The 18,157-nt window shown below is 54.8% G+C and carries 21 protein-coding genes; 11 read left to right on the top strand and 10 right to left on the bottom strand.

Annotated features, from left to right (window positions below):
* Positions 1–85 precede the first annotated feature (85 nt).
* Positions 86–430 carry a DUF952 domain-containing protein gene (locus ACFE33_RS04175; RefSeq protein ID WP_380057320.1) on the top strand — a complete coding sequence of 115 codons (345 nt, stop codon included), beginning with the start codon at positions 86–88 and terminating at the stop codon, positions 428–430.
* Positions 427–1,488, top strand: coding sequence for a quinone-dependent dihydroorotate dehydrogenase (locus tag ACFE33_RS04170; RefSeq protein ID WP_380057317.1), 1,062 nt, complete (start codon positions 427–429; stop codon positions 1,486–1,488). Before ACFE33_RS04175 ends, ACFE33_RS04170 begins: the two co-directional genes overlap by 4 nt.
* On the opposite strand, the gene ACFE33_RS04165 is transcribed toward ACFE33_RS04170, so the two are convergent.
* The 3 genes from ACFE33_RS04165 to ACFE33_RS04155 are packed head-to-tail and all read right to left on the bottom strand — an operon-like array spanning position 1,483 to position 3,738.
* A complete protein-coding gene (locus ACFE33_RS04165) occupies positions 1,483–2,802 on the bottom strand; it encodes an MATE family efflux transporter (RefSeq protein WP_380057314.1) in 1,320 nt (439 codons plus the stop codon). The genes ACFE33_RS04170 and ACFE33_RS04165 overlap by 6 nt on opposite strands.
* Position 2,803: 1 nt before the next feature.
* Positions 2,804–3,313 carry a PaaI family thioesterase gene (locus ACFE33_RS04160; RefSeq protein WP_380057311.1) on the bottom strand — a complete coding sequence of 170 codons (510 nt, stop codon included), beginning with the start codon at positions 3,311–3,313 and terminating at the stop codon, positions 2,804–2,806.
* Complete coding sequence (locus ACFE33_RS04155) at positions 3,310–3,738, bottom strand: PaaI family thioesterase (protein WP_380057309.1); 429 nt, start codon at positions 3,736–3,738, stop codon at positions 3,310–3,312. The genes ACFE33_RS04160 and ACFE33_RS04155 overlap by 4 nt, the downstream gene beginning before the upstream one ends.
* A 133-nt stretch (positions 3,739–3,871) precedes the next feature.
* Between ACFE33_RS04155 and ACFE33_RS04150 the strand changes: the two genes are divergently transcribed.
* The 8 genes from ACFE33_RS04150 to ACFE33_RS04115 all read left to right on the top strand — a co-directional run bounded on the left by ACFE33_RS04150 (position 3,872) and on the right by ACFE33_RS04115 (position 11,524).
* Complete coding sequence (locus ACFE33_RS04150; RefSeq protein ID WP_380057306.1) at positions 3,872–4,240, top strand: MerR family DNA-binding protein; 369 nt, start codon at positions 3,872–3,874, stop codon at positions 4,238–4,240.
* Between the two features lie 210 nt (positions 4,241–4,450).
* The gene (locus ACFE33_RS04145; protein WP_380057303.1) at positions 4,451–4,855 is read left to right on the top strand and encodes a MerR family DNA-binding transcriptional regulator; all 405 of its coding nucleotides are present in this window, start codon (positions 4,451–4,453) and stop codon (positions 4,853–4,855) included.
* An 11-nt stretch (positions 4,856–4,866) separates the two neighbouring features.
* Complete coding sequence (locus tag ACFE33_RS04140) at positions 4,867–6,645, top strand: acyl-CoA dehydrogenase C-terminal domain-containing protein (protein ID WP_380057300.1); 1,779 nt, start codon at positions 4,867–4,869, stop codon at positions 6,643–6,645.
* Between the two features lie 21 nt (positions 6,646–6,666).
* The gene (locus ACFE33_RS04135) at positions 6,667–6,879 is read left to right on the top strand and encodes a hypothetical protein (protein WP_380057297.1); all 213 of its coding nucleotides are present in this window, start codon (positions 6,667–6,669) and stop codon (positions 6,877–6,879) included.
* A 42-nt stretch (positions 6,880–6,921) separates the two neighbouring features.
* The gene (locus ACFE33_RS04130) at positions 6,922–7,557 is read left to right on the top strand and encodes a glutathione S-transferase family protein (RefSeq protein WP_380057295.1); all 636 of its coding nucleotides are present in this window, start codon (positions 6,922–6,924) and stop codon (positions 7,555–7,557) included.
* 14 nt (positions 7,558–7,571) lie between these two features.
* Entirely contained in the window at positions 7,572–8,783 is a 1,212-nt protein-coding gene (locus ACFE33_RS04125; protein ID WP_380057292.1) for an acetyl-CoA C-acetyltransferase, read from the top strand.
* A 17-nt stretch (positions 8,784–8,800) separates the two neighbouring features.
* The gene (locus ACFE33_RS04120) at positions 8,801–9,271 is read left to right on the top strand and encodes a cupin domain-containing protein (protein WP_380057289.1); all 471 of its coding nucleotides are present in this window, start codon (positions 8,801–8,803) and stop codon (positions 9,269–9,271) included.
* A gap of 51 nt (positions 9,272–9,322) precedes the next feature.
* Entirely contained in the window at positions 9,323–11,524 is a 2,202-nt protein-coding gene (locus tag ACFE33_RS04115; protein WP_380057287.1) for a 3-hydroxyacyl-CoA dehydrogenase NAD-binding domain-containing protein, read from the top strand.
* A gap of 40 nt (positions 11,525–11,564) precedes the next feature.
* Here ACFE33_RS04115 and ACFE33_RS04110 read toward each other — a convergent pair whose 3' ends face one another.
* Positions 11,565–12,194: a sulfotransferase family 2 domain-containing protein gene (locus ACFE33_RS04110; protein WP_380057284.1), complete on the bottom strand. Its 630-nt coding sequence runs from the start codon at positions 12,192–12,194 to the stop codon at positions 11,565–11,567.
* A 125-nt stretch (positions 12,195–12,319) separates the two neighbouring features.
* Between ACFE33_RS04110 and ACFE33_RS04105 the strand changes: the two genes are divergently transcribed.
* Positions 12,320–13,333 carry a hypothetical protein gene (locus tag ACFE33_RS04105; RefSeq protein WP_380057282.1) on the top strand — a complete coding sequence of 338 codons (1,014 nt, stop codon included), beginning with the start codon at positions 12,320–12,322 and terminating at the stop codon, positions 13,331–13,333.
* A 3-nt stretch (positions 13,334–13,336) separates the two neighbouring features.
* Here ACFE33_RS04105 and ACFE33_RS04100 read toward each other — a convergent pair whose 3' ends face one another.
* From ACFE33_RS04100 to ACFE33_RS04075, 6 genes are read right to left on the bottom strand one after another with little or no spacing between them, the layout of a single operon-like run.
* The gene (locus tag ACFE33_RS04100) at positions 13,337–13,588 is read right to left on the bottom strand and encodes a hypothetical protein (RefSeq protein WP_380057280.1); all 252 of its coding nucleotides are present in this window, start codon (positions 13,586–13,588) and stop codon (positions 13,337–13,339) included.
* 33 nt (positions 13,589–13,621) lie between these two features.
* Positions 13,622–14,254 carry a uracil phosphoribosyltransferase gene (gene upp, locus ACFE33_RS04095; RefSeq protein WP_380057276.1) on the bottom strand — a complete coding sequence of 211 codons (633 nt, stop codon included), beginning with the start codon at positions 14,252–14,254 and terminating at the stop codon, positions 13,622–13,624.
* Positions 14,255–15,238 carry an adenosine deaminase gene (locus ACFE33_RS04090; protein WP_380057273.1) on the bottom strand — a complete coding sequence of 328 codons (984 nt, stop codon included), beginning with the start codon at positions 15,236–15,238 and terminating at the stop codon, positions 14,255–14,257.
* Complete coding sequence (locus ACFE33_RS04085; RefSeq protein WP_380057270.1) at positions 15,235–16,428, bottom strand: phosphopentomutase; 1,194 nt, start codon at positions 16,426–16,428, stop codon at positions 15,235–15,237. Before ACFE33_RS04085 ends, ACFE33_RS04090 begins: the two co-directional genes overlap by 4 nt.
* Complete coding sequence (locus ACFE33_RS04080) at positions 16,429–17,733, bottom strand: thymidine phosphorylase (protein ID WP_380057267.1); 1,305 nt, start codon at positions 17,731–17,733, stop codon at positions 16,429–16,431.
* Complete coding sequence (locus ACFE33_RS04075; RefSeq protein ID WP_380057264.1) at positions 17,733–18,125, bottom strand: cytidine deaminase; 393 nt, start codon at positions 18,123–18,125, stop codon at positions 17,733–17,735. Before ACFE33_RS04075 ends, ACFE33_RS04080 begins: the two co-directional genes overlap by 1 nt.
* Between the last annotated feature and the right edge of the window lie 32 nt (positions 18,126–18,157).

Below are 18,157 nucleotides of genomic sequence, written 5' to 3'. Positions count from 1 at the left end.
GGCTCTGTCGGCCCGTGGAATATTGCCCAAGCGTTACGGTAATATGACAAGCAGACTTGACCAAAGATTAAGCAACGGGCATTCCATGCTCATGTTGATTTACAAAGTGTTTCTAGAGCCTGAATGGGCCGAATTGGAGCAGAACGGCGAGACCGCCGGCGCGCCAATCGATCTTGTGGATGGGTACATCCATTTTTCAACCGCAGAACAGCTCCGCGAGACTGTGACCAAACATTTTGCGAACAAGCCTAACCTCATCCTTGCAACGGTCGAAACGGACGGGATTGCGGATGAGATCAAGTGGGAAGTATCCAGAGGTGGCGCGAAATTCCCCCACCTTTATCGGAAACTCAAGCGTAGCGAGGTAATCGCATACACCTCCGTTCCGCGGGGCGAACACGGCCACATTCTTCCGAAAGAAATCCCATGAACATGCTCGAGAAAATGGGGCTTGTCGCGCTTCATAAATGCTCACCTGAAACGGCGCACAGCCTTTCTATCCAGGCGCTGAAGGCGGGGATTGTGCCGCTTCCGGGTGGACCAATCGGAGGATCACGTCTTGCCACAGATTTTTGCGGCATCGAGTTGGCAAACCCCGTCGGGCTTGCCGCAGGATATGACAAAAACGCCGAGGCCATCCGCCCCCTAACGCAAGCTGGATTTGGATTTATCGAAGTTGGCGCCGCAACGCCCCTGCCCCAGCCAGGCAACCCAAAGCCGCGTGTTTTCCGCCTTACCGAGGATCAGGCCGTCATCAATCGCTTTGGTTTCAACAATCAGGGGGCCGAGGTTATCGCAGGCCGTCTTGCCGAAGCAAAGCCGCGCACGCCCGTTGGGTTGAACCTTGGCGCGAATAAGACAAGCGAGAACAAAGCCGAAGATTTTGCCCGCGTTATGCGTATTTGCGGGCCGCATGTTGATTTTGCGACGGTCAATGTTTCCTCACCCAACACCGAGAAATTACGCGATTTACAAGGTGCAGACGCCCTGCGCGGGCTACTCGCGGGCGTTCTGGATGTGCGCAACGAAGTATCGCCTTCAACGCGCGTCTTCCTCAAGATCGCGCCAGATCTCACACTTGAAGAACTCACCCAAATTGCTCAAGTGGCCACCGAGGTCGGAATTGACGCAATCATTGCAACCAACACAACGCTTGATCGCGATGGCTTGAAGAGCGCGCAAAAATCGGAGGCTGGCGGGCTATCTGGCGCTCCGCTGTTTGAGAAAAGCACCCGCGTGCTTGCTCAGCTCTCGCAGATTACCAACGGCCAAATGCCGCTTGTTGGTGTCGGCGGGATATCCAACGCCGCGCAAGCCTACGCAAAAATCCGTGCGGGCGCTTCCGTCGTACAACTCTATTCTGCGCTAGTGTATCAAGGCATGTCCCTTGTTCGCGAGATCGCAGAGGGGCTTGAGAGCCACCTAGAGGCCGATGGGTTCTCGCATGTATCGCAAGCGGTCGGAACCGCTCGCGAAGCTTGGTTATGATCTAATCGCGCGCGCTTCTTGTTCTATCGAGGGATAGCGAGCGCCCAAGGTTACCGCTCTTGCGATAAACGAAATCAAAAGCGACGCCCATAGCCCGTGGTTGCCATAGAGCGGCACCAATATTGCAACCGCCACAATGTATACCAACAAGCTTAGAAACATCATATTTCGCATATCGCGGCTTCTGGTTGCGCCGATAAATATACCGTCCAGCATCCATGAAGCGAGGCCCGCAAGCGGTGCACAAACCATGTAGATCAAGTAAATACGGGCCTCATCCCTTACTGGTTGAGATTTGGTCATAATGTCGATCACAGTCTCGCCAAAGAGCGCGAAGACCACCGTCAAACCCAGACAAACAATAAGCGACCAAAACGTACACAGGATCGAGCTTCTCCGCAGGTCCTGCCATGATTTCGCGCCCATAGCCTGTGCGACGAGCGCCTCAACAGCAAAGGCAAACCCGTCCAGAGAATAGGCCGTAATCATTAGAAACTGCATCAGGATTTGGTTTGCTGCCAGAGGGACATCGCCGAATTTTGCGCCAACAAACAGGAATGTAATGAACACCATCTGCAGCATGATCGAACGCAGCATGATATCGCCGTTCACAAACAACATATGTTGAAGACGAACGCGATCGAAGACCTGCACCCAGTTCCGCCAATCGGGTGCCCTGAACGTGCTTCGACAGAACCAAAGAGCAAGCGCAAAGCCACTCCATTCGGCGATCACGGTTGCGATTGCGACCCCTTCAACGCCCCAATCAAAGCGCAGCACAAAGAGAAGATCGAGAATGATGTTCGCACCATTCATCAGCACCTGTATCGCAAGAACGGCACGCGTGCGCTCGGCGGCAATCAACCACCCCGTCAGCCCATAGATACAGATCATCGCAGGGGCCGAGAACACGCGAATGCTCATATAAGATCGCGCAAGGCTCTCGACCTCTGGCGAAGCAGGCGAAGCCCAGAACGCCCCCGCAAATAGGAACGCTTGAAGAAGGATAATCCCGACGCCCGCCGCAAAGCCAAGCAGCAACGCGCGGGTCAAGATCGCGGCTAGTTCGGCGGTATCGTTCGCCCCGAGCGCCTGCCCAGCAAGCCCAGTGGTTCCCATGCGAAGGAACCCGAAAATCCAATAAATCGCCGTGAGGATTATCGCGCCGATTCCCACGGCGCCGATTGGTGCCGCTTCTCCGAGTTGACCTACGACGCCTGTATCCACGACGCCCAAGATAGGTACTGTCGCGTTTGAGATAACAATTGGGATCGCAATGTTCAGAATACGGCGATGGGTAATCGCAGATGCCACGCTATTCCCCCGATTGCGGCATCAGGAAATGCCCCGTCGCCTGTGCAAAGAGGCGCGTGCGGTTATCCTGCCACGCCTCAACATGCACGCTTGCGTAACGTCGGCCAGAACGGTTCACACGCGCACGCGCATAGGCATCACGCGGCAAGCCCGTGCGAAGATAATCAACTGTGAAATCAATGGTCTTGGGCAAGCGCGGTAGATGCTCGGAATCGAGCGTATCCGCATCAAGGACTCCGCTCTCCATATCCTCCCAGAGCATCCCCCAAGAGAGTTCGACGATCGCCGTAACCTCAAGAAAACTGGCCGTCGCACCACCATGCAGGGCTGGCAGAACGGGATTCCCGATAAGCTTATCCTGATAGGGCAAAACAGCCGTTAGCTCATCGCCACGACGATCGAACTTGATCCCGAGAAAGTTAATGAACGGCACTCCTTCGACAAGCGCGGACAACATCGCATCACGCCGATGTTTGATCACTTGGACGGGTTCGGGCGGACGACGGTTCATGGTTTGGCCCTTTCCACGGTAAACGCGCCGGTTGCGGCGGCGACGGGGTTACTGGAGTCGTCATCGAATGCAGTTGCGCGCACAAACGCGACGCTGCGCGTCACGTGGTAACACTCGGCGCGGGTCTTGATCCGCTGGCCTGGGGTCGCGCTGCGCATATATTCGATCCGCAGGTCAATTGTTGCGGTGGCGAGCGGGCCTGTCGGGTGGCTCATGACGGCCGCCCCACTACAGGTGTCCATCAGCGCCGACACCGCTCCCCCAGAAATAACGCCCGACTTCGGGTCGCCGACGATCTGCGGATCATAGGGCATCGAAATTTCTGCCACCCCTTCTCCGATTTCCTCCAAACGCATTGAAAGTGCCTGCGAAAAAGGAATCGCTTCGATAAATTTGCGCGCAATATCTGTTCTGTTCTGACTCATTCGGACCGCCTTTCGTCCCCCTATGTATTGGCATTCAAACGACCTGCGGCAAGGCAAAAGTAGACTATCTCCGAAGCAGTGATTGAAACAAGTTCCAGAAATTAATAAGTTTCCCCCAAGGAGAATACTCGTCATGACGCAAACACGCCTGAATTTCAAAGAAATGTGCGCCAAGTTCGACGTAACACCGCGGACATTGCGTTACTACGAGTATATCGAGCTCCTACAGCCTGAAAAAGAAGGCCGCAGCCGCTTTTATACGCCCCGCGAAGTGGCCCGTATGGTGCTGATCTTACGTGGACGTAGGTTCGGATTCAGCCTCGAAGAGATTCGGCAATGGCTGTTGATTTACGAAGAATCCGGCACCCAGACTCAGATGAAAGCATGGGTTGAGATGGCAGACCGCCAGCTCCTCGCACTGCGCCAACAGCTACAAGAATTGCAAGAATCGGTTGATGATCTTCAAAGCTTACGCGACGAAACCGAGAAATCATTGAAATAGCGCCAAAAGCGGCGACTGCACCCAGATTATTTCTTACGCGCACCTAGGTTTACTTAGGCCGTTTCTCCTTGTTTTAAAGACCCTGCGTTGACTTACGCTCCGTCAGGGTAAAAGTTACGCGGCGTTTCGCTTACGTTAACGTCAAGTGAGGTTGTAGGATGACCCCACGAAACCCAAATTCACTTCACAACGCAAACACAGGACAGTGCCATGACTGATATGACTGACATGATGACGATCCGCGAAATGTGCATTGCTTATGATGTGACACCTCGCACACTCCGCTTTTATGAGGCGAAAGAACTTTTGTTCCCCGTCCGTGAAGGGCAACGCCGCTTGTTCACGAAACGGGACCGTGCTCGGCTGAAGCTTATTTTACAGGGTAAGCGATTTGGGTTTAGCCTCGAAGACATCCGCCAACTTCTTGATCTCTACGATATGGACGATGCGCAATACACACAGTTGAACCGCACCTACGAAGTTGCAAAGGAGCGCCTTCAGGCAATGATCAGCCAACGCGACGAACTAACCGAAGCGATTGAAGATCTACGCAAGCAACTTAAATGGGGCGAAGAACGCCTCAATGAATTGAAACGCCCCAACGCGGCCGAATAAGGGAAATCACCATGCCCAGCTACACAGCCCCTACACAAGATATGCAATTCATATTGCACGAGGTTCTGAAGGTCTCCGAAAGCTCCGTACCCGGTTATGACGAGCTCGAAGCTGACTTCACTTCTGCGGTGCTGGAAGAAGCGGGCAAGATCGCGACGGATGTCCTCGCTCCCTTGAATTTCTCGGGTGATCGCGAAGGATGCCGCCTCGAAAACGGTGTTGTGTACACCCCCAAAGGATTCAAAGAAGCCTTCGAGCAGATGAAAGAAGGTGGTTGGACCGCACTAGATTGTGATCCGGAATATGGCGGTCAGGGCATGCCATATATCCTGCAAACGGCAGTTGGCGAAATCTTCGTATCCTCGAACATGGCGTTCAACATGTATCAGGGCCTCACTCACGGAGCCTATTCCGCAATCCATGCGCACGGTACAGACGAGCAGAAACAAACCTACCTCCCCAAAATGGTAACTTGTGACTGGACAGGCACAATGAACCTGACAGAGCCGCACTGCGGAACGGACTTGGGCCTCATGCGCACCAAGGCCGAGCCACAAGACGACGGCTCATATGCGATCTCTGGGCAAAAAATCTTTATCTCGGCGGGCGATCACGACTTGTCGGATAACGTCATTCACCTCGTTCTCGCCAAAATCCCTGGTGGTCCAGAAGGTGTTAAAGGGATCTCCCTCTTTATCGTTCCGAAATTCAACGTGAACGAAGATGGCTCCCTTGGCGAACGTAACGGCGTTTCGGTCGGAAGCATCGAAGAGAAAATGGGCATCCACGGCAACTCGACTTGTGTGATGAACTATGACAACGCGCGTGGCTTCCTCCTTGGCGAGAAGCACAAAGGTATGCGCGCCATGTTCACCATGATGAACGAAGCGCGATTGGGCGTTGGCCTTCAGGGATATGCCCAAGCAGAAGCAGCCTATCAAAACGCAGTAATCTATGCGAACGACCGCCTTCAAGGGCGTGACGTGACAGGTGTCAAGAACCCCGACGGCCCTGCTGATCCGCTGATCGTTCACCCAGATATCCGTCGCAACCTGATGGATCAGAAGAGCTTTGTCGAAGCGGCACGTGCATTCGTTATGTGGGGCGCAACACTGATCGATGAAGGGCACAAGCTTGAAAACAAAGACGCCGAAGGCCTCGTTGGATTGCTGACGCCCGTTATCAAAGGTTTCCTTACCGACAAAGGCTATGAGATGGCCACCAACGCCCAGCAAGTTTACGGCGGGCACGGTTACATCGAAGAATGGGGCATGTCCCAATTCGTACGCGACGCGCGTATCGCCATGATCTATGAGGGTGCGAACGGTGTTCAGGCGCTTGACTTGGTTGGTCGTAAGCTCGCGACGGATGGCGGCAAGCACGTCATGGCGTTCTTTGAGATCGTCAAGGCATTCATCAAAGAGAACGCAGATCATCCGGCACTCAAGGATGATTTCCTGCCGCAACTCAAGCAGGCAAGCAAAGATCTTCAGGCTGCTGGCATGTACTTCATGCAGAACGGCATGACGAATCCGAACAACGCGCTCGCTGGCTCTTATGACTTTATGCATATGTTCGGGCACACATGCCTTGGCCTGATGTGGGCACGCATGGCGAAAGCGGCTCATGAAGCAATCGAGGGTGGCGCTTCGGACAAAGACTTCTACACTACAAAAATCGCAACTGGCCGTTATTACATGGCCCGTCAACTGCCCGCAACGAGCCTGCATCTGGCGCGTATCAATACTGGTGCCGACACGGTTATGGCCCTCGACGCGGAGCAGTTCTAACGACCAAACAAGGAACTGAGTATGCCTAAACGCTTTCGTCTGACCCGCCGCTTCCCCGTAGCAATGACCGAAGATGGTTATCGCCGCCTAAGGAAATTTTCTGCAGAGGCCGGATTAGACGAAGGCGAGGCGCTCAGTTTTCTGTTCGAAAACTTCAATTCGGTAATCGACGAGGACAATCTGACCCACCGATTGCGCCTGTTCAATTCCGAACTCGAAGCGCGCAAACGTTGAAAAAAGAAACCGCTCAAGCGGACCAACACGGAGGATACTGAAATGACAATCGAGCTTTATTGCTTTGGAGAAAGCGGCCATTCCTACAAGGCGGCACTTGCGCTTGAACTTTCCGGACTGGATTGGACGCCCAAATACGTCGACTTTTTCAACGGCGGCGCGCGCACCCCTGAGTTTGCGGCCCTGAACGAAATGGGCGAATGTCCCGTCCTTGTGGATGGTGATGTTACGCTCTCGCAATCTGGCGTTATTCTTGATTACATCACCGAGAAAACTGGAAAATTTGGCGGCAAGACACCCGCCGAGAAACGCGAAGTGCTTCGTTGGGTCCTTTGGGACAACCACAAAATGAGTGCCCAGGCAGGCCCGTTGCGGTTCATGATGAACTTCCTCCCCGAGGAAAAACGCAACGCGGATGTTATCGGCTTTTTGTCCGGTCGCACGCAGGCTGCGCTCGGCATTTTGGAGCGCGCCCTAGCGGATCGTGACTGGCTTGTTGGTGACGGGATCACCGCCGCTGATCTGTCTTGCTGCTGCTATCTGTTTTACCCCGAACCGTTCGGTTTCAATCGAACGGACTTCCCGAACATTGATGCGTGGCTCGCACGTATCGAAGCCCTCCCCGGCTATAAACACCCCTACGATCTGATGCCCGGTTCGCCGGCAGATCGCGCTTAAGAAGGAAAATCGCAATGACTGAAGCCTATATCTATGATGCTTTGCGCAGCCCGCGTGGAAAAGGCCGCAAGGACGGTGCATTACACGAGATCACATCCGTAAACCTATCAGCGCAAGTGCTGAACGCGGTCAAGGAACGTAACAACCTCGACACCAAAGCCATCGAGGACGTGATCTGGGGCAACGTGACCCAAGTTGGTGAGCAAGGTGGATGTTTGGCACGCACCGCGGTCCTTGCGAGTGACTTTGACGAACAAGTACCGGGTCTTGCCATTAACCGCTTCTGCGCTTCTGGCATGGAAGCGGTGAACCTCGCTGCCAACCAAATCAAAGGTGGCGCAGGCATGGCTTATGTTGCTGGTGGTGTCGAAATGATGGGCCGCGTTGCGATGGGTTCGGATGGTGCGGCGATTGCCGTAGACCCGACGGTCGCAATGAGCACTTACTTTGTGCCACAGGGCATCTCAGCAGACATTATCGCCACAGAATACGGCTTCACCCGCGACCAAGCAGACGCACTGGCTGTCGAAAGCCAACGCCGTGCCGCCGAAGCATGGGAAAACAACCGCTTTGCTAAGTCGATCATCACAATCAAAGACCAGAACGGCCTCCCTATTCTGGACCACGACGAATACATGCGCCCTGGCACCGATATGCAGGCGCTCGGCGCATTGAACGCAAGCTTCCAAGCCATGGGCGAAGTCATGCCCGGCTTTGATAACGTCGCCCTGATGAAATACCCGCACCTTGAGCGCATCAATCACATTCACCACGCTGGCAACTCATCCGGCATCGTTGATGGCTCTGCTGCGGTTCTTATCGGTAACAAAGAATTCGGTGAGAAATATGGCCTCAAGCCACGCGCGCGCATTCGTGCAACGGCCAAAATCGGCACTGATCCAACAATCATGCTGACAGGCCCCGTTCCCGTGACCGAGAAGATCCTCGCCGACAATGGCATGGATATTTCCGACATCGACCTCTTTGAAGTGAACGAGGCATTTGCCTCTGTTGTGATGCGCTTCATGCAGCGCTTCGATGTGGACCCATCGGTCGTGAACCCGAATGGCGGCTCTATTGCGATGGGTCACCCACTAGGCGCAACGGGCGCGATCATCATCGGCACTCTGCTTGATGAGTTGGAGCGTCAGGACAAAGAAGTTGGCCTTGCCACGCTTTGTATCGCTTCGGGAATGGGCGCCGCGACAATTATCGAGCGCGTTTAACAAACTGGGGGCGGATCATGGCAAAGGTTGAACTTAGTCAAATCAAACCACGAACGGGATCAACCTATCCTGGCCGCCTTGCCGACCAGATGAACGGACGAACTTCTCTTCGCGTCGGTGACGCAGGTGGAATTACGCAATTCGGTGCGAACATCATCATTCTTGCACCGAATGCAAAATCGAGCCTACGCCATTGGCACCTAAACGAGGATGAATTCGTCATGGTCACCCAAGGCACAGTCACACTTGTCATGGATGACGGAGAAACAGAAATGCACACAGGAGATTGCGCAGCATTCCCCGCAGGCGTCCAGAACGGGCACTGCTTTGTGAATAAAAGCACCTCCGAAGCGCGCTTTCTGGTCGTCGGCACCCGTGCCCCCTACGAAGAAGCCATCTACTCAGACATCGACATGAAGGTCGTTCTTGAAAAAGGACAAGGCAAATTTACGCGTCGCGATGGCACAGAGCTCCCCGACGATATCTGACTTATCGACCTACAAAATATCAACATCACTCCGCCCAAAAGGAGATCACCAATGACTGATTTTACAACCAAAGTTGACGCCGATGGCGTTGCCGTCATCACATGGGACGTTCCCGAAAAATCGATGAACGTCATGAGCCTTGCTGGCTTTTCTGAACTGGACGCCGCCGTTGATGCGGCCCTCGCGGATGACGCGGTCAAGGGCATCGTCATCACTTCGGGCAAGGCCGACTTTGCAGGTGGCATGGATTTGAACGTCCTCGCGAAAATGAAACAAGACGCTGGCGACAACCCTGCGAAGGGCCTGTTTGACGGCGTAATGTCGATGCACGCTGTGCTGCGCAAAATCGAACGCGCTGGCATGGATGCCAAGACCAACAAAGGCGGCAAGCCAATTGCGGCGGCCCTTCCGGGTACGGCTGTCGGCATCGGCCTCGAAATCCCTCTCGCCTGTCACCGCATTTTTGCGGCAGACAACCCCAAAGCCAAAATAGGCCTACCTGAAATTATGGTCGGCATTTTCCCTGGCGCAGGCGGAACAACTCGGCTTGCACGCAAGTTGGGCGCGATGGCCGCGAGCCCGTTCCTTTTGGAAGGCAAGCTCTCTGATCCCAAGAAAGCAAAAATGGCAGGCTTGATTGATGAAGTTGTGCCAGCCGACGAACTACTTTCAGCAGCAAAAGCGTGGGTGTTGTCCGCCACTGACGCGGATATTCTCAAGCCTTGGGACGCTAAAGGTTACAAAATGCCCGGTGGTGCCCCCTACCACCCCGCAGGTTTCATGACCTTCGTAGGGGCATCCGCGATGATCAACAGTAAGACCAAGGGCGTTTACCCAGCGGCCAAGGCATTGCTCTCTGCTGTATACGAAGGTGCTTTGGTTCCGTTCGACACGGCACTCAAAATCGAGGCGCGCTGGTTTACCAATGTGCTCATGAACCCAAGCTCATCCGCAATGATCCGCAGCCTCTTTATTAACAAAGAAGCACTAGAAAAAGGCGCTTCTCGTCCTGCTGATGTTGCTGACCAGCGCGTCAAGAAGGTCGGCGTTCTGGGAGCTGGAATGATGGGTGCGGGCATTGCACTCGTCTCTGCGAAAGCCGGTATCGAAGTTGTCTTGCTGGATCAAAAACAAGAAGCGGCCGACAAGGGCAAAGCCTACTCCGCCGACTACATGGACAAAGGGATCGCTCGCAAGAAGGCAACTCCTGAAAAGAAAGAGGCTCTGCTAAACCTCATCACCGCCACAACGGACTACAATGAGCTTAAGGGATGTGACCTGATCATTGAGGCCGTTTTCGAGGATGTTGCGATCAAAGCCGAAGTAACCGCGAAGGTTGAAGAAGTAATTGGCGAGGACTGCATCTTTGCAACCAACACCTCGACACTTCCGATCACCGAACTTGCCAAGGCAAGCAAACGTCCAGAGCAATACATCGGCATCCATTTCTTCTCGCCTGTCGAGAAAATGATGTTGGTCGAGATCATCAAAGGCGCTGAGTCTGGTGATCGTGCCGTGGCTAAATCATTGGATTACTGCCGCCAAATCCGCAAAACACCGATCGTAGTGAATGACGCGCGCTTCTTCTATGCAAACCGTTGCATTATTCCTTACATCAACGAAGGTATCCGTATGGTTGCCGAGGGTGTCGAGCCTGCGCTGATCGAGAATGCTGCGAAACTGGTTGGGATGCCACTTGGCCCGCTTCAGTTAACAGACGAGACATCCATTGACCTTGGCGTGAAAATTGCCAAGGCAACCAAGGCTGCGATGGGGGATGCTTATCCCAACGAGGACGTTGACCCTGTATTGTTCTGGATGGCCGACGAAGGGCGTTTGGGACGCAAGGCGAACGCTGGTTTCTATGCCTATGACGCCAAAGGAAAGCGTACTGGTCTTTGGGATGGCCTAGCGGGGCAATTCCCCGTTGCGGACGCACAACCAGACCTGACCGAAGTACAGCACCGCCTGTTGTTCGCGCAGGTTCTCGAGGCCGTTCGCGCCCTAGAGGAAGGTGTCCTGACCGACATTCGTGAAGGCGACGTTGGCGCGATCCTTGGCTGGGGGTTTGCTCCTTGGTCTGGTGGTCCGTTTAGCTGGCTCGATATCATGGGCGCAGGTCGCGCAGCAGCACTTTGTGACGAACTCACTGAGAAGTTTGGCGCGCGCTTTGAAACACCTGCCTTGCTCCGTGAAATGGCGGAAAAAGACGAGACTTTCTACGCACGCTTCGCACCTGCTCAAGCAGCTTAAGATCAAAGTGGCGCGCGGCAATAACCTGCCGTGCGCCACTTCAAAATTGATAGCCAAACTGCGCGATATCCGCCGCAAGAACGTCATGGCTATGCTCTATGTCGACGTCTGAATAATAACGCCGATAGTCCCGCTCCCGCTCCGACACATTGATCCGCGCGATCGGTGCGAGCGAAAACCCAAGATGCTCCCATAACGGAACTAAGTCCTGCTCTAGATGTTCTAACCGAGCATAGTGAACATCCGAGTGGCCCGCCATATAACTCGCGTAAGGACAGTTCTTGAGAGAAGCCACCGTTTCGGGAGCGTGGATGAACTCCGAAAACTCAACCGCTTTGGCCAACGAAACTGCGGAATGATCAAACTTCTGCTCGCGCAGCCAATGGTAATAGCTCACCAGCCGGTCCCACGGATTACGCACAAGCGTAAAGCAGTAGTATCCTTCGATATCTCCCGCCAACTTCTCAGCATCCTTCAGTGTGCCGTGTTTGTTCAGACGCGCCGCTGGAAATAGCGCGCGTTGACGCTTGCGCCTTGCGATGGCCTTTGGAGTGTTCCCGATCAGGATGTCGTCCTTCATCGCCCGCCCCTCGAGAGCAAGGCTCAGCGCGGTTCCGCCCGTTTTCGGGATGTGAACGAATATATATCGGCGACCACGCGAGACAATCATGACGCCAGACTACTATAATCCTCGGCGCTTACCAGTCTTGGACGATAAATCACGTGCTGCCAACTTGTTGAAAGGTTTATGCTCCGCTAGGCTGACCACATTACTGATGGCAGAGCAGAGCCAATATGACCGCATTATCAGAATATGAACGGCTCGAGACAACGGGCCTGTGGCGAGAAGCCCCAGACGAGCACAAACGCGAGGTCATCGTCAGTTTTGGCAAGGCTACTCTTGTGCTTCGCGACAAAGCAGAGCGCGCGCTTACGCATTGGTCCCTGCCCGCAATCCACCGCATGAATCCCGGCCAACGTCCTGCGCTTTACTGCCCAGATGCCGAAGGTAACGAAACGCTTGAGCTTGATGATGATTTCGCAATTGACGCCATTGAGCGCGTCCTGAAAACCATCGATAAACGCCGAAGCCAGCCGGGGCGTTTGCGCACGATAATCACCCTTACGGTATTGGCGGGATTTGCGGCGCTGATATTCCTATGGCTGCCGAACGCTATGGTGGATTACGCAACCCGTATCACTCCGCCCGCCCAACGTGCAGTTATCGGCGAGTCCCTGTTTCAACAAATCCGCCGTGTGTCGGGCAACCCTTGCACACAACCATCCGCAAGCAATGCGCTTTCAAAAATTTCATCGCGACTAGACGCAGGGCGCAACAAGCTCATAGTGATCCGCTCTGGCGTTGAGACCTCGGCGAACTTACCCGGTGGTCAGATCATCCTGAACCGCAGGTTGGTCGAAGACTTCGAAGATCCGAACGCCGTCGCCGGTTATGTGCTTGCGGAACTTGAGCGCGCCTCGGCAACAGATCCGCTTCGCGCGCTTATTGCCGAAATGCGTTTCAGCAGCCGCATTCGCTTCCTGACTTCGGGCCAGATCAGCACCCCTGCCCTGACGCGGTATGCCGAAAAGCTCATGGCCGCACCCCTCGCCCCTGTGGACACCGAGAAGCTCCTTCAACGTTATGCCAAAGCGAATATTCCGTCGTCACCCTATGCCTACGCAGTCGACATAACGGGCGAGACGACATTGGGGCTTATCGAGGCTGACCCGCTCGCGGGCAAGGAATCTTCGGCTATCGTTAGCGATAGCGAATGGATCGCCCTTCAGGACATCTGCCGCCGTTAAAGGTTACTGCGCGCGTGTCGGTTCATAACCACAGACAAGCGAACGGTTCCTTGATACACGCGGTACCCAGTTCACTTGCTTACCACTCCCTGCACGTATGTAAACGCAACCTGTGCTATCCACATACTGCGTTTCCTTATAGCTTGCGGGGGGCGTTTCGGCGGGGCCGTCATCCGTGCGTAGGGTCGCGGTACAACCCGCAACCCCAGTTATCAATAGAGCAGAAACCGACAACATCTTGAGTGCGTGGCGCATAGTGTTCCCTTTCCTGCGTACTGTACGCACTTCTTACTTCGTACCGAACATCCGGTCGCCAGCATCGCCAAGCCCCGGAACAATGTATCCGGACTCGTTCAGACGCTCATCCAAGGAGGCCGTAACGATTTGTACATCTGGGTGCGCTTCTTTCATCCGTTGGACACCCTCAGGTGCGGCGAGGAGGCAGAGGAATTTGATGTTCTTGGCGCCAGATTCCTTTAGAAGATCAATCGCAGCAACAGACGAATTCCCCGTCGCCAACATAGGATCAACCGCAATCACTAGACGATCCTTCATTTCGGTTGGTACTTTGAAATAATACTGAACCGGCTTAAGGGTCGCTTCGTCACGGTACAGCCCAACAAAACCAACACGCGCGGATGGGATCAATTCAAGCACACCATCCAAAAGCCCGTTCCCCGCACGCAGAATAGAGATCAGCGCGAGCTTCTTACCATCAAGAACCGGCGCATCCATCTCCTGCATTGGCGTTTCAATGGTCTTGGTCGTCATCGGCAACTCGCTTGTGACCTCATAGGCGAGCAGTTGGCTAATCTCACGCAGGAGCTGACGGAACACAGCGGTCGACGTTTCCTTCTCGCGCATCAGGGTAAGTTTGTGCTGCACAAGCGGATGATTAACAACGGTTAGATGCTGGCTCATTTAGGCCTCCAATTTTTTCAATATACGTGCACGAGTTTCATCGTCGCAGAATGCGGCATTCGCAGCGACGATATTCACTTCTTTGAATACGTCCTCGTCCCAGCCAAAGGTCTTGGCAAGCATTTCATATTCGTGTGTCATTGTCGTGTGGAAAAACGGTGGATCGTCAGTCGATACCGTTACCTTTACCCCTGCATCACGCAGACGTTGAATTGGATGTGCTGACCATTCCGGATAAACGCCCAGCGCATAGTTCGAGCCTGGGCAAACTTCCAGAACAACATCGCGGTCGATAATTTCGCGAATGAGGTCCGCATCTTCGATTGCACGCACACCATGTCCGATGCGCTCGGCCTTGAGGTCGCGGATCGTGGCGCGCACTTCTTCTGGGCCGGACCATTCGCCCGCATGAGAGGTAAGGCGCAGACCACTCTCGCGAGCCTGATCAAACGCATAGGCGAAATCGCCCGGTGTGCCGAACTTTTCATCACCACCCATACCAAAACCAACAATCCAGTCACCAGCAGTTTGCGCCGCGCATAGCGACGTCTGTTTTGCCTTGTCCGCACCAAAATGCCGAACAGCTGTAACGATACCGCGCAGAACAATGCCGTGGTCCTTCTCGGCTTTGTCTGCGGCCTCTTGGATCGCGTGAAGATATTCGCCCCACGCCACGGGGTCACCTCCGCCGCAGAAGTCAGGCGAAATGAAACTCTCGGCATAGATAACGCCGTGTTGGGCACAGTTCTCGAGAACTGCTGTTGTGAGGCGCGCGTAATCCCGTGGTGTTTTCAGGCATTCTGTCGCGGCCTCATAGACCTTTAGAAAATCCCAGAAGTCTTTGTAGGAATACGCGCCGTTCTCATCGAAGATACCCTCAAGCGAGATGCTTTTTTCCTTGGCCAATGCGCGGATAAAATCAGGCGGCGCAGCGCCTTCGTGGTGTAAATGCAGCTCTACTTTGTTCTGCGTTTGGAAACTCATATCAAACTCCTTCCGGGCCCTTCCGAAGGCACACCAAGGTGGTGCGCCACGGTCGCCGCGACATCCGTGAATTGGCACAAGCCCAAGCTGCCCGCCCCAGCACCACGCAACAGCACTGGAACGCGCTCGCGGGTGTGATCCGTGCCAGACCAAGTGGGGTCATTGCCATGATCTGCGGTGAATATCACCAAATCATCCGAGCGCAACCGCTCAAAGAAGGCCGGTAAGCAGCTATCAAACCACTCCAGCGCGCGCGCATATCCCGCAACATCACGGCGATGCCCGTACAAGCTATCAAATTCTACGAAGTTCGCGAAGATCAGGCTATCCTCCGCAGCATCGTCCGCATGGGCGTACAAGTGATCCATTAACGCGGCGTCATTTCCTTTGACCACTTCGTCAATTCCGCGCATCGAGAAGATATCGCCAATTTTACCAATAGCATAAACGTGCTTACCCGCGCTTTGGACCCAATCACAAAGTGTTGGCGCAGGTGGAAGAATAGCGAAATCCTTGCGGTTTGAGGTGCGCGTGAACCCTTCCTCTGCGGTCCCGACGAACGGACGTGCGATCACGCGGCCTACCTTCATCTCATGTAGCATCGGCGCGAGTGCCTTGCACAACTTAAGAAGCTTCTCGAGTCCAAAGTGCTCTTCGTGTGCGGCGATTTGAAACACGCTATCTGCGGACGTGTAGCAGATCGGCCAACCCGTTTCGATATGGCGCGCACCCTGTTGAGCGATGATCTCGGTTCCTGACGCATGACAATTCCCGAGCGTTCCGCCAACGTCGGCCGCTTTGCAGACCTGCTCAAGGAGGTCAGCGCTAAATGTGTTCTCTTGCGGGAAATAATGCCAATCCCACGGCACGGGCAGCCCTGAGAGCTCCCAATGACCAGAGGGCGTATCCTTGCCAATCGATACCTCGGTTGCCGCCGCGTACTTCCCGACAGGTTCTGGCATATCGGTTGCGGCTTTGGCCTCTGATGCCAGCTCAACCGCCTGCCATAACCCCAAAGACGCGAGATTGGGCAATAAGAGCGGCCCCGCGCGTCCCTCATCGGCGCGACCTGCGGCGCATTCTTCGGCGATATGCGCGAGCGTGTTGGACCCTTCGTCACCGAATGCTTCGGCATCCGGCGCCCCACCGCAGCCAACTGAGTCCAATACAATCAAGAATGCGCGCGCCATCTATTCTACCTTTTCCACGACAAGTACACGGGGCTCTGGCTTGTATTCACTAAGGGTGAACGCCTCTTGAACCTCGCAAACTAGCTGCTCGCCCTGCGCCTTATCCTCGCAATGAATATTCAGCAGCGGCGTGCCCGACTCTATCATAGTTCCAAGCCGCGCGACATTCGCCAAACCAACCGATGGATTGATTTTGTCACTCCCGACCAGACGCCCGCCGCCCAGTTTCACCACGATATTCCCAAGAGCTTTGCCATCAATCGCGTGCACATAACCGCTGGATTGCGCCAGAACCGGAATTTCGTACCGCGACGCGGGCAGACGATCTCGCCAGCATTCAACAAAGTCCTTTGGTCCACCCATACGCGCAACCATGCGGCCAAAACCTTCCGCTGCCTGTCCACCATAAATGGCCTGCCGAATACGCTGCGCACCTTGTTCGGCGCTGTCGACAATACCAGATGACGCCAAAAGCGCCCCGCCCAATCTTTGAGTTAAGTCAATGAGCGCGCAATCCTTTGGGGCGGTTAAAAGCTCCATAACCGATATCACTTCAAGCGCGTTGCCCATATTCTGCGCCAGCGGCTGGTTCATGTCCGTCACGAGCGCAGTCGTTGGGGTTCCCGCACCATTGGCTGTTTGGACCAACGTCTCGGCCAAGCTATGTGCGTCGGAAGCAGTCGCCATAAACGCTCCACTGCCCCATTTCACATCAAGAACAAGCCCATCAAGGCCAGCAGCAAGTTTCTTGGACAGGATCGACGCCGTAATCAGGTCAATGCTGTCAACCGTCGCGGTTACATCCCTTACGGCATAGAGCCTGCGATCGGCTGGGGCGATATCTCCGCTCGCACTTGCAATTGCAAAGCCGATATCGCCAACGATCTGTTGAAAGTCCTCGGTAGAAACTTCGGTCGACAAGCCGGGAATGGCCTCTAGCTTGTCTAGCGTCCCGCCCGTATGGCCCAGGCCGCGCCCCGAAATCATCGGAACATACGCGCCGCTTGCCGCCAATGCCGGCGCAAGCAAGAGTGAAACACAGTCGCCCACACCACCAGTAGAATGCTTGTCCAGCACAGGCCCAGCAACCGACCAGTTCATGCGATCGCCACTGTTGCACATGGCCGCCGTCAATGCGACGCGCCCCGCTTCCGAAATCCCGTTCAGGCAAACCGCCATCGCGAACGCCCCTGCCTGCGCATCCGAGACCTCACCGCTGGCGAGGCCATGCGCAAACCATTCGATTTCCGCCGCTGGCGGCGTTTCACCGTTCCGAAGCCGCGCTATGATCGAGCGCGCGTCCACTAGCTGTTTTCCATATGCGCTTGAGTGAATGCCCCCGGAAGCAGTTCGGCCATCGTCAGGGATTTTGAATTGCCCTCAAGCGTGGTCATTGTCACGACGGTTTCCGGCCCACTGAATTCTGCAAGTTTTTGGCGGCATCCGCCACACGGGCTTACCGGAAGCGGAGAATCCGCGATGACCACAACCTCGGTCAACTGCGTCTCACCTGCTGCGACCATGGTCGCGATTGCGCCTGCTTCGGCGCATGTGCCCTCTGGGTAAGCGACATTTTCGACGTTACAACCAGCATAAATCGCTCCAGAAGCACCGCGGATCGCCGCGCCAACTTTGAAATTAGAATACGGAGCATATGCCTTGGATTGCACATTGGTGGCTGCATCTAAAAGAGACATAAGAAACCTCGATTTTACCTATCGGTCAACAT

Origin of the sequence: Falsihalocynthiibacter sp. SS001, from assembly GCF_042445055.1 — a bacterium.
Classification (GTDB): Bacteria; Pseudomonadota; Alphaproteobacteria; order Rhodobacterales; family Rhodobacteraceae; genus Falsihalocynthiibacter.
This window is presented reverse-complemented; position numbering and strand designations above follow the sequence as displayed.

What these genes read in the sequence shown, in the direction of transcription:
- ACFE33_RS04175 (WP_380057320.1), top strand. Translation starts at nt 86, where the DNA reads ATGCTCATGTTGATTTACAAAGTGTTTCTAGAGCCTGAATGGGCCGAA.
- ACFE33_RS04170 (WP_380057317.1), top strand. Translation starts at nt 427, where the DNA reads ATGAACATGCTCGAGAAAATGGGGCTTGTCGCGCTTCATAAATGCTCA.
- ACFE33_RS04160 (WP_380057311.1), bottom strand. Translation starts at nt 3,313, where the DNA reads ATGAACCGTCGTCCGCCCGAACCCGTCCAAGTGATCAAACATCGGCGT.
- ACFE33_RS04155 (WP_380057309.1), bottom strand. Translation starts at nt 3,738, where the DNA reads ATGAGTCAGAACAGAACAGATATTGCGCGCAAATTTATCGAAGCGATT.
- ACFE33_RS04150 (WP_380057306.1), top strand. Translation starts at nt 3,872, where the DNA reads ATGACGCAAACACGCCTGAATTTCAAAGAAATGTGCGCCAAGTTCGAC.
- ACFE33_RS04145 (WP_380057303.1), top strand. Translation starts at nt 4,451, where the DNA reads ATGACTGATATGACTGACATGATGACGATCCGCGAAATGTGCATTGCT.
- ACFE33_RS04140 (WP_380057300.1), top strand. Translation starts at nt 4,867, where the DNA reads ATGCCCAGCTACACAGCCCCTACACAAGATATGCAATTCATATTGCAC.
- ACFE33_RS04135 (WP_380057297.1), top strand. Translation starts at nt 6,667, where the DNA reads ATGCCTAAACGCTTTCGTCTGACCCGCCGCTTCCCCGTAGCAATGACC.
- ACFE33_RS04130 (WP_380057295.1), top strand. Translation starts at nt 6,922, where the DNA reads ATGACAATCGAGCTTTATTGCTTTGGAGAAAGCGGCCATTCCTACAAG.
- ACFE33_RS04125 (WP_380057292.1), top strand. Translation starts at nt 7,572, where the DNA reads ATGACTGAAGCCTATATCTATGATGCTTTGCGCAGCCCGCGTGGAAAA.
- ACFE33_RS04120 (WP_380057289.1), top strand. Translation starts at nt 8,801, where the DNA reads ATGGCAAAGGTTGAACTTAGTCAAATCAAACCACGAACGGGATCAACC.
- ACFE33_RS04115 (WP_380057287.1), top strand. Translation starts at nt 9,323, where the DNA reads ATGACTGATTTTACAACCAAAGTTGACGCCGATGGCGTTGCCGTCATC.
- ACFE33_RS04110 (WP_380057284.1), bottom strand. Translation starts at nt 12,194, where the DNA reads ATGATTGTCTCGCGTGGTCGCCGATATATATTCGTTCACATCCCGAAA.
- ACFE33_RS04105 (WP_380057282.1), top strand. Translation starts at nt 12,320, where the DNA reads ATGACCGCATTATCAGAATATGAACGGCTCGAGACAACGGGCCTGTGG.
- ACFE33_RS04100 (WP_380057280.1), bottom strand. Translation starts at nt 13,588, where the DNA reads ATGCGCCACGCACTCAAGATGTTGTCGGTTTCTGCTCTATTGATAACT.
- upp (WP_380057276.1), bottom strand. Translation starts at nt 14,254, where the DNA reads ATGAGCCAGCATCTAACCGTTGTTAATCATCCGCTTGTGCAGCACAAA.
- ACFE33_RS04090 (WP_380057273.1), bottom strand. Translation starts at nt 15,238, where the DNA reads ATGAGTTTCCAAACGCAGAACAAAGTAGAGCTGCATTTACACCACGAA.
- ACFE33_RS04085 (WP_380057270.1), bottom strand. Translation starts at nt 16,428, where the DNA reads ATGGCGCGCGCATTCTTGATTGTATTGGACTCAGTTGGCTGCGGTGGG.
- ACFE33_RS04075 (WP_380057264.1), bottom strand. Translation starts at nt 18,125, where the DNA reads ATGTCTCTTTTAGATGCAGCCACCAATGTGCAATCCAAGGCATATGCT.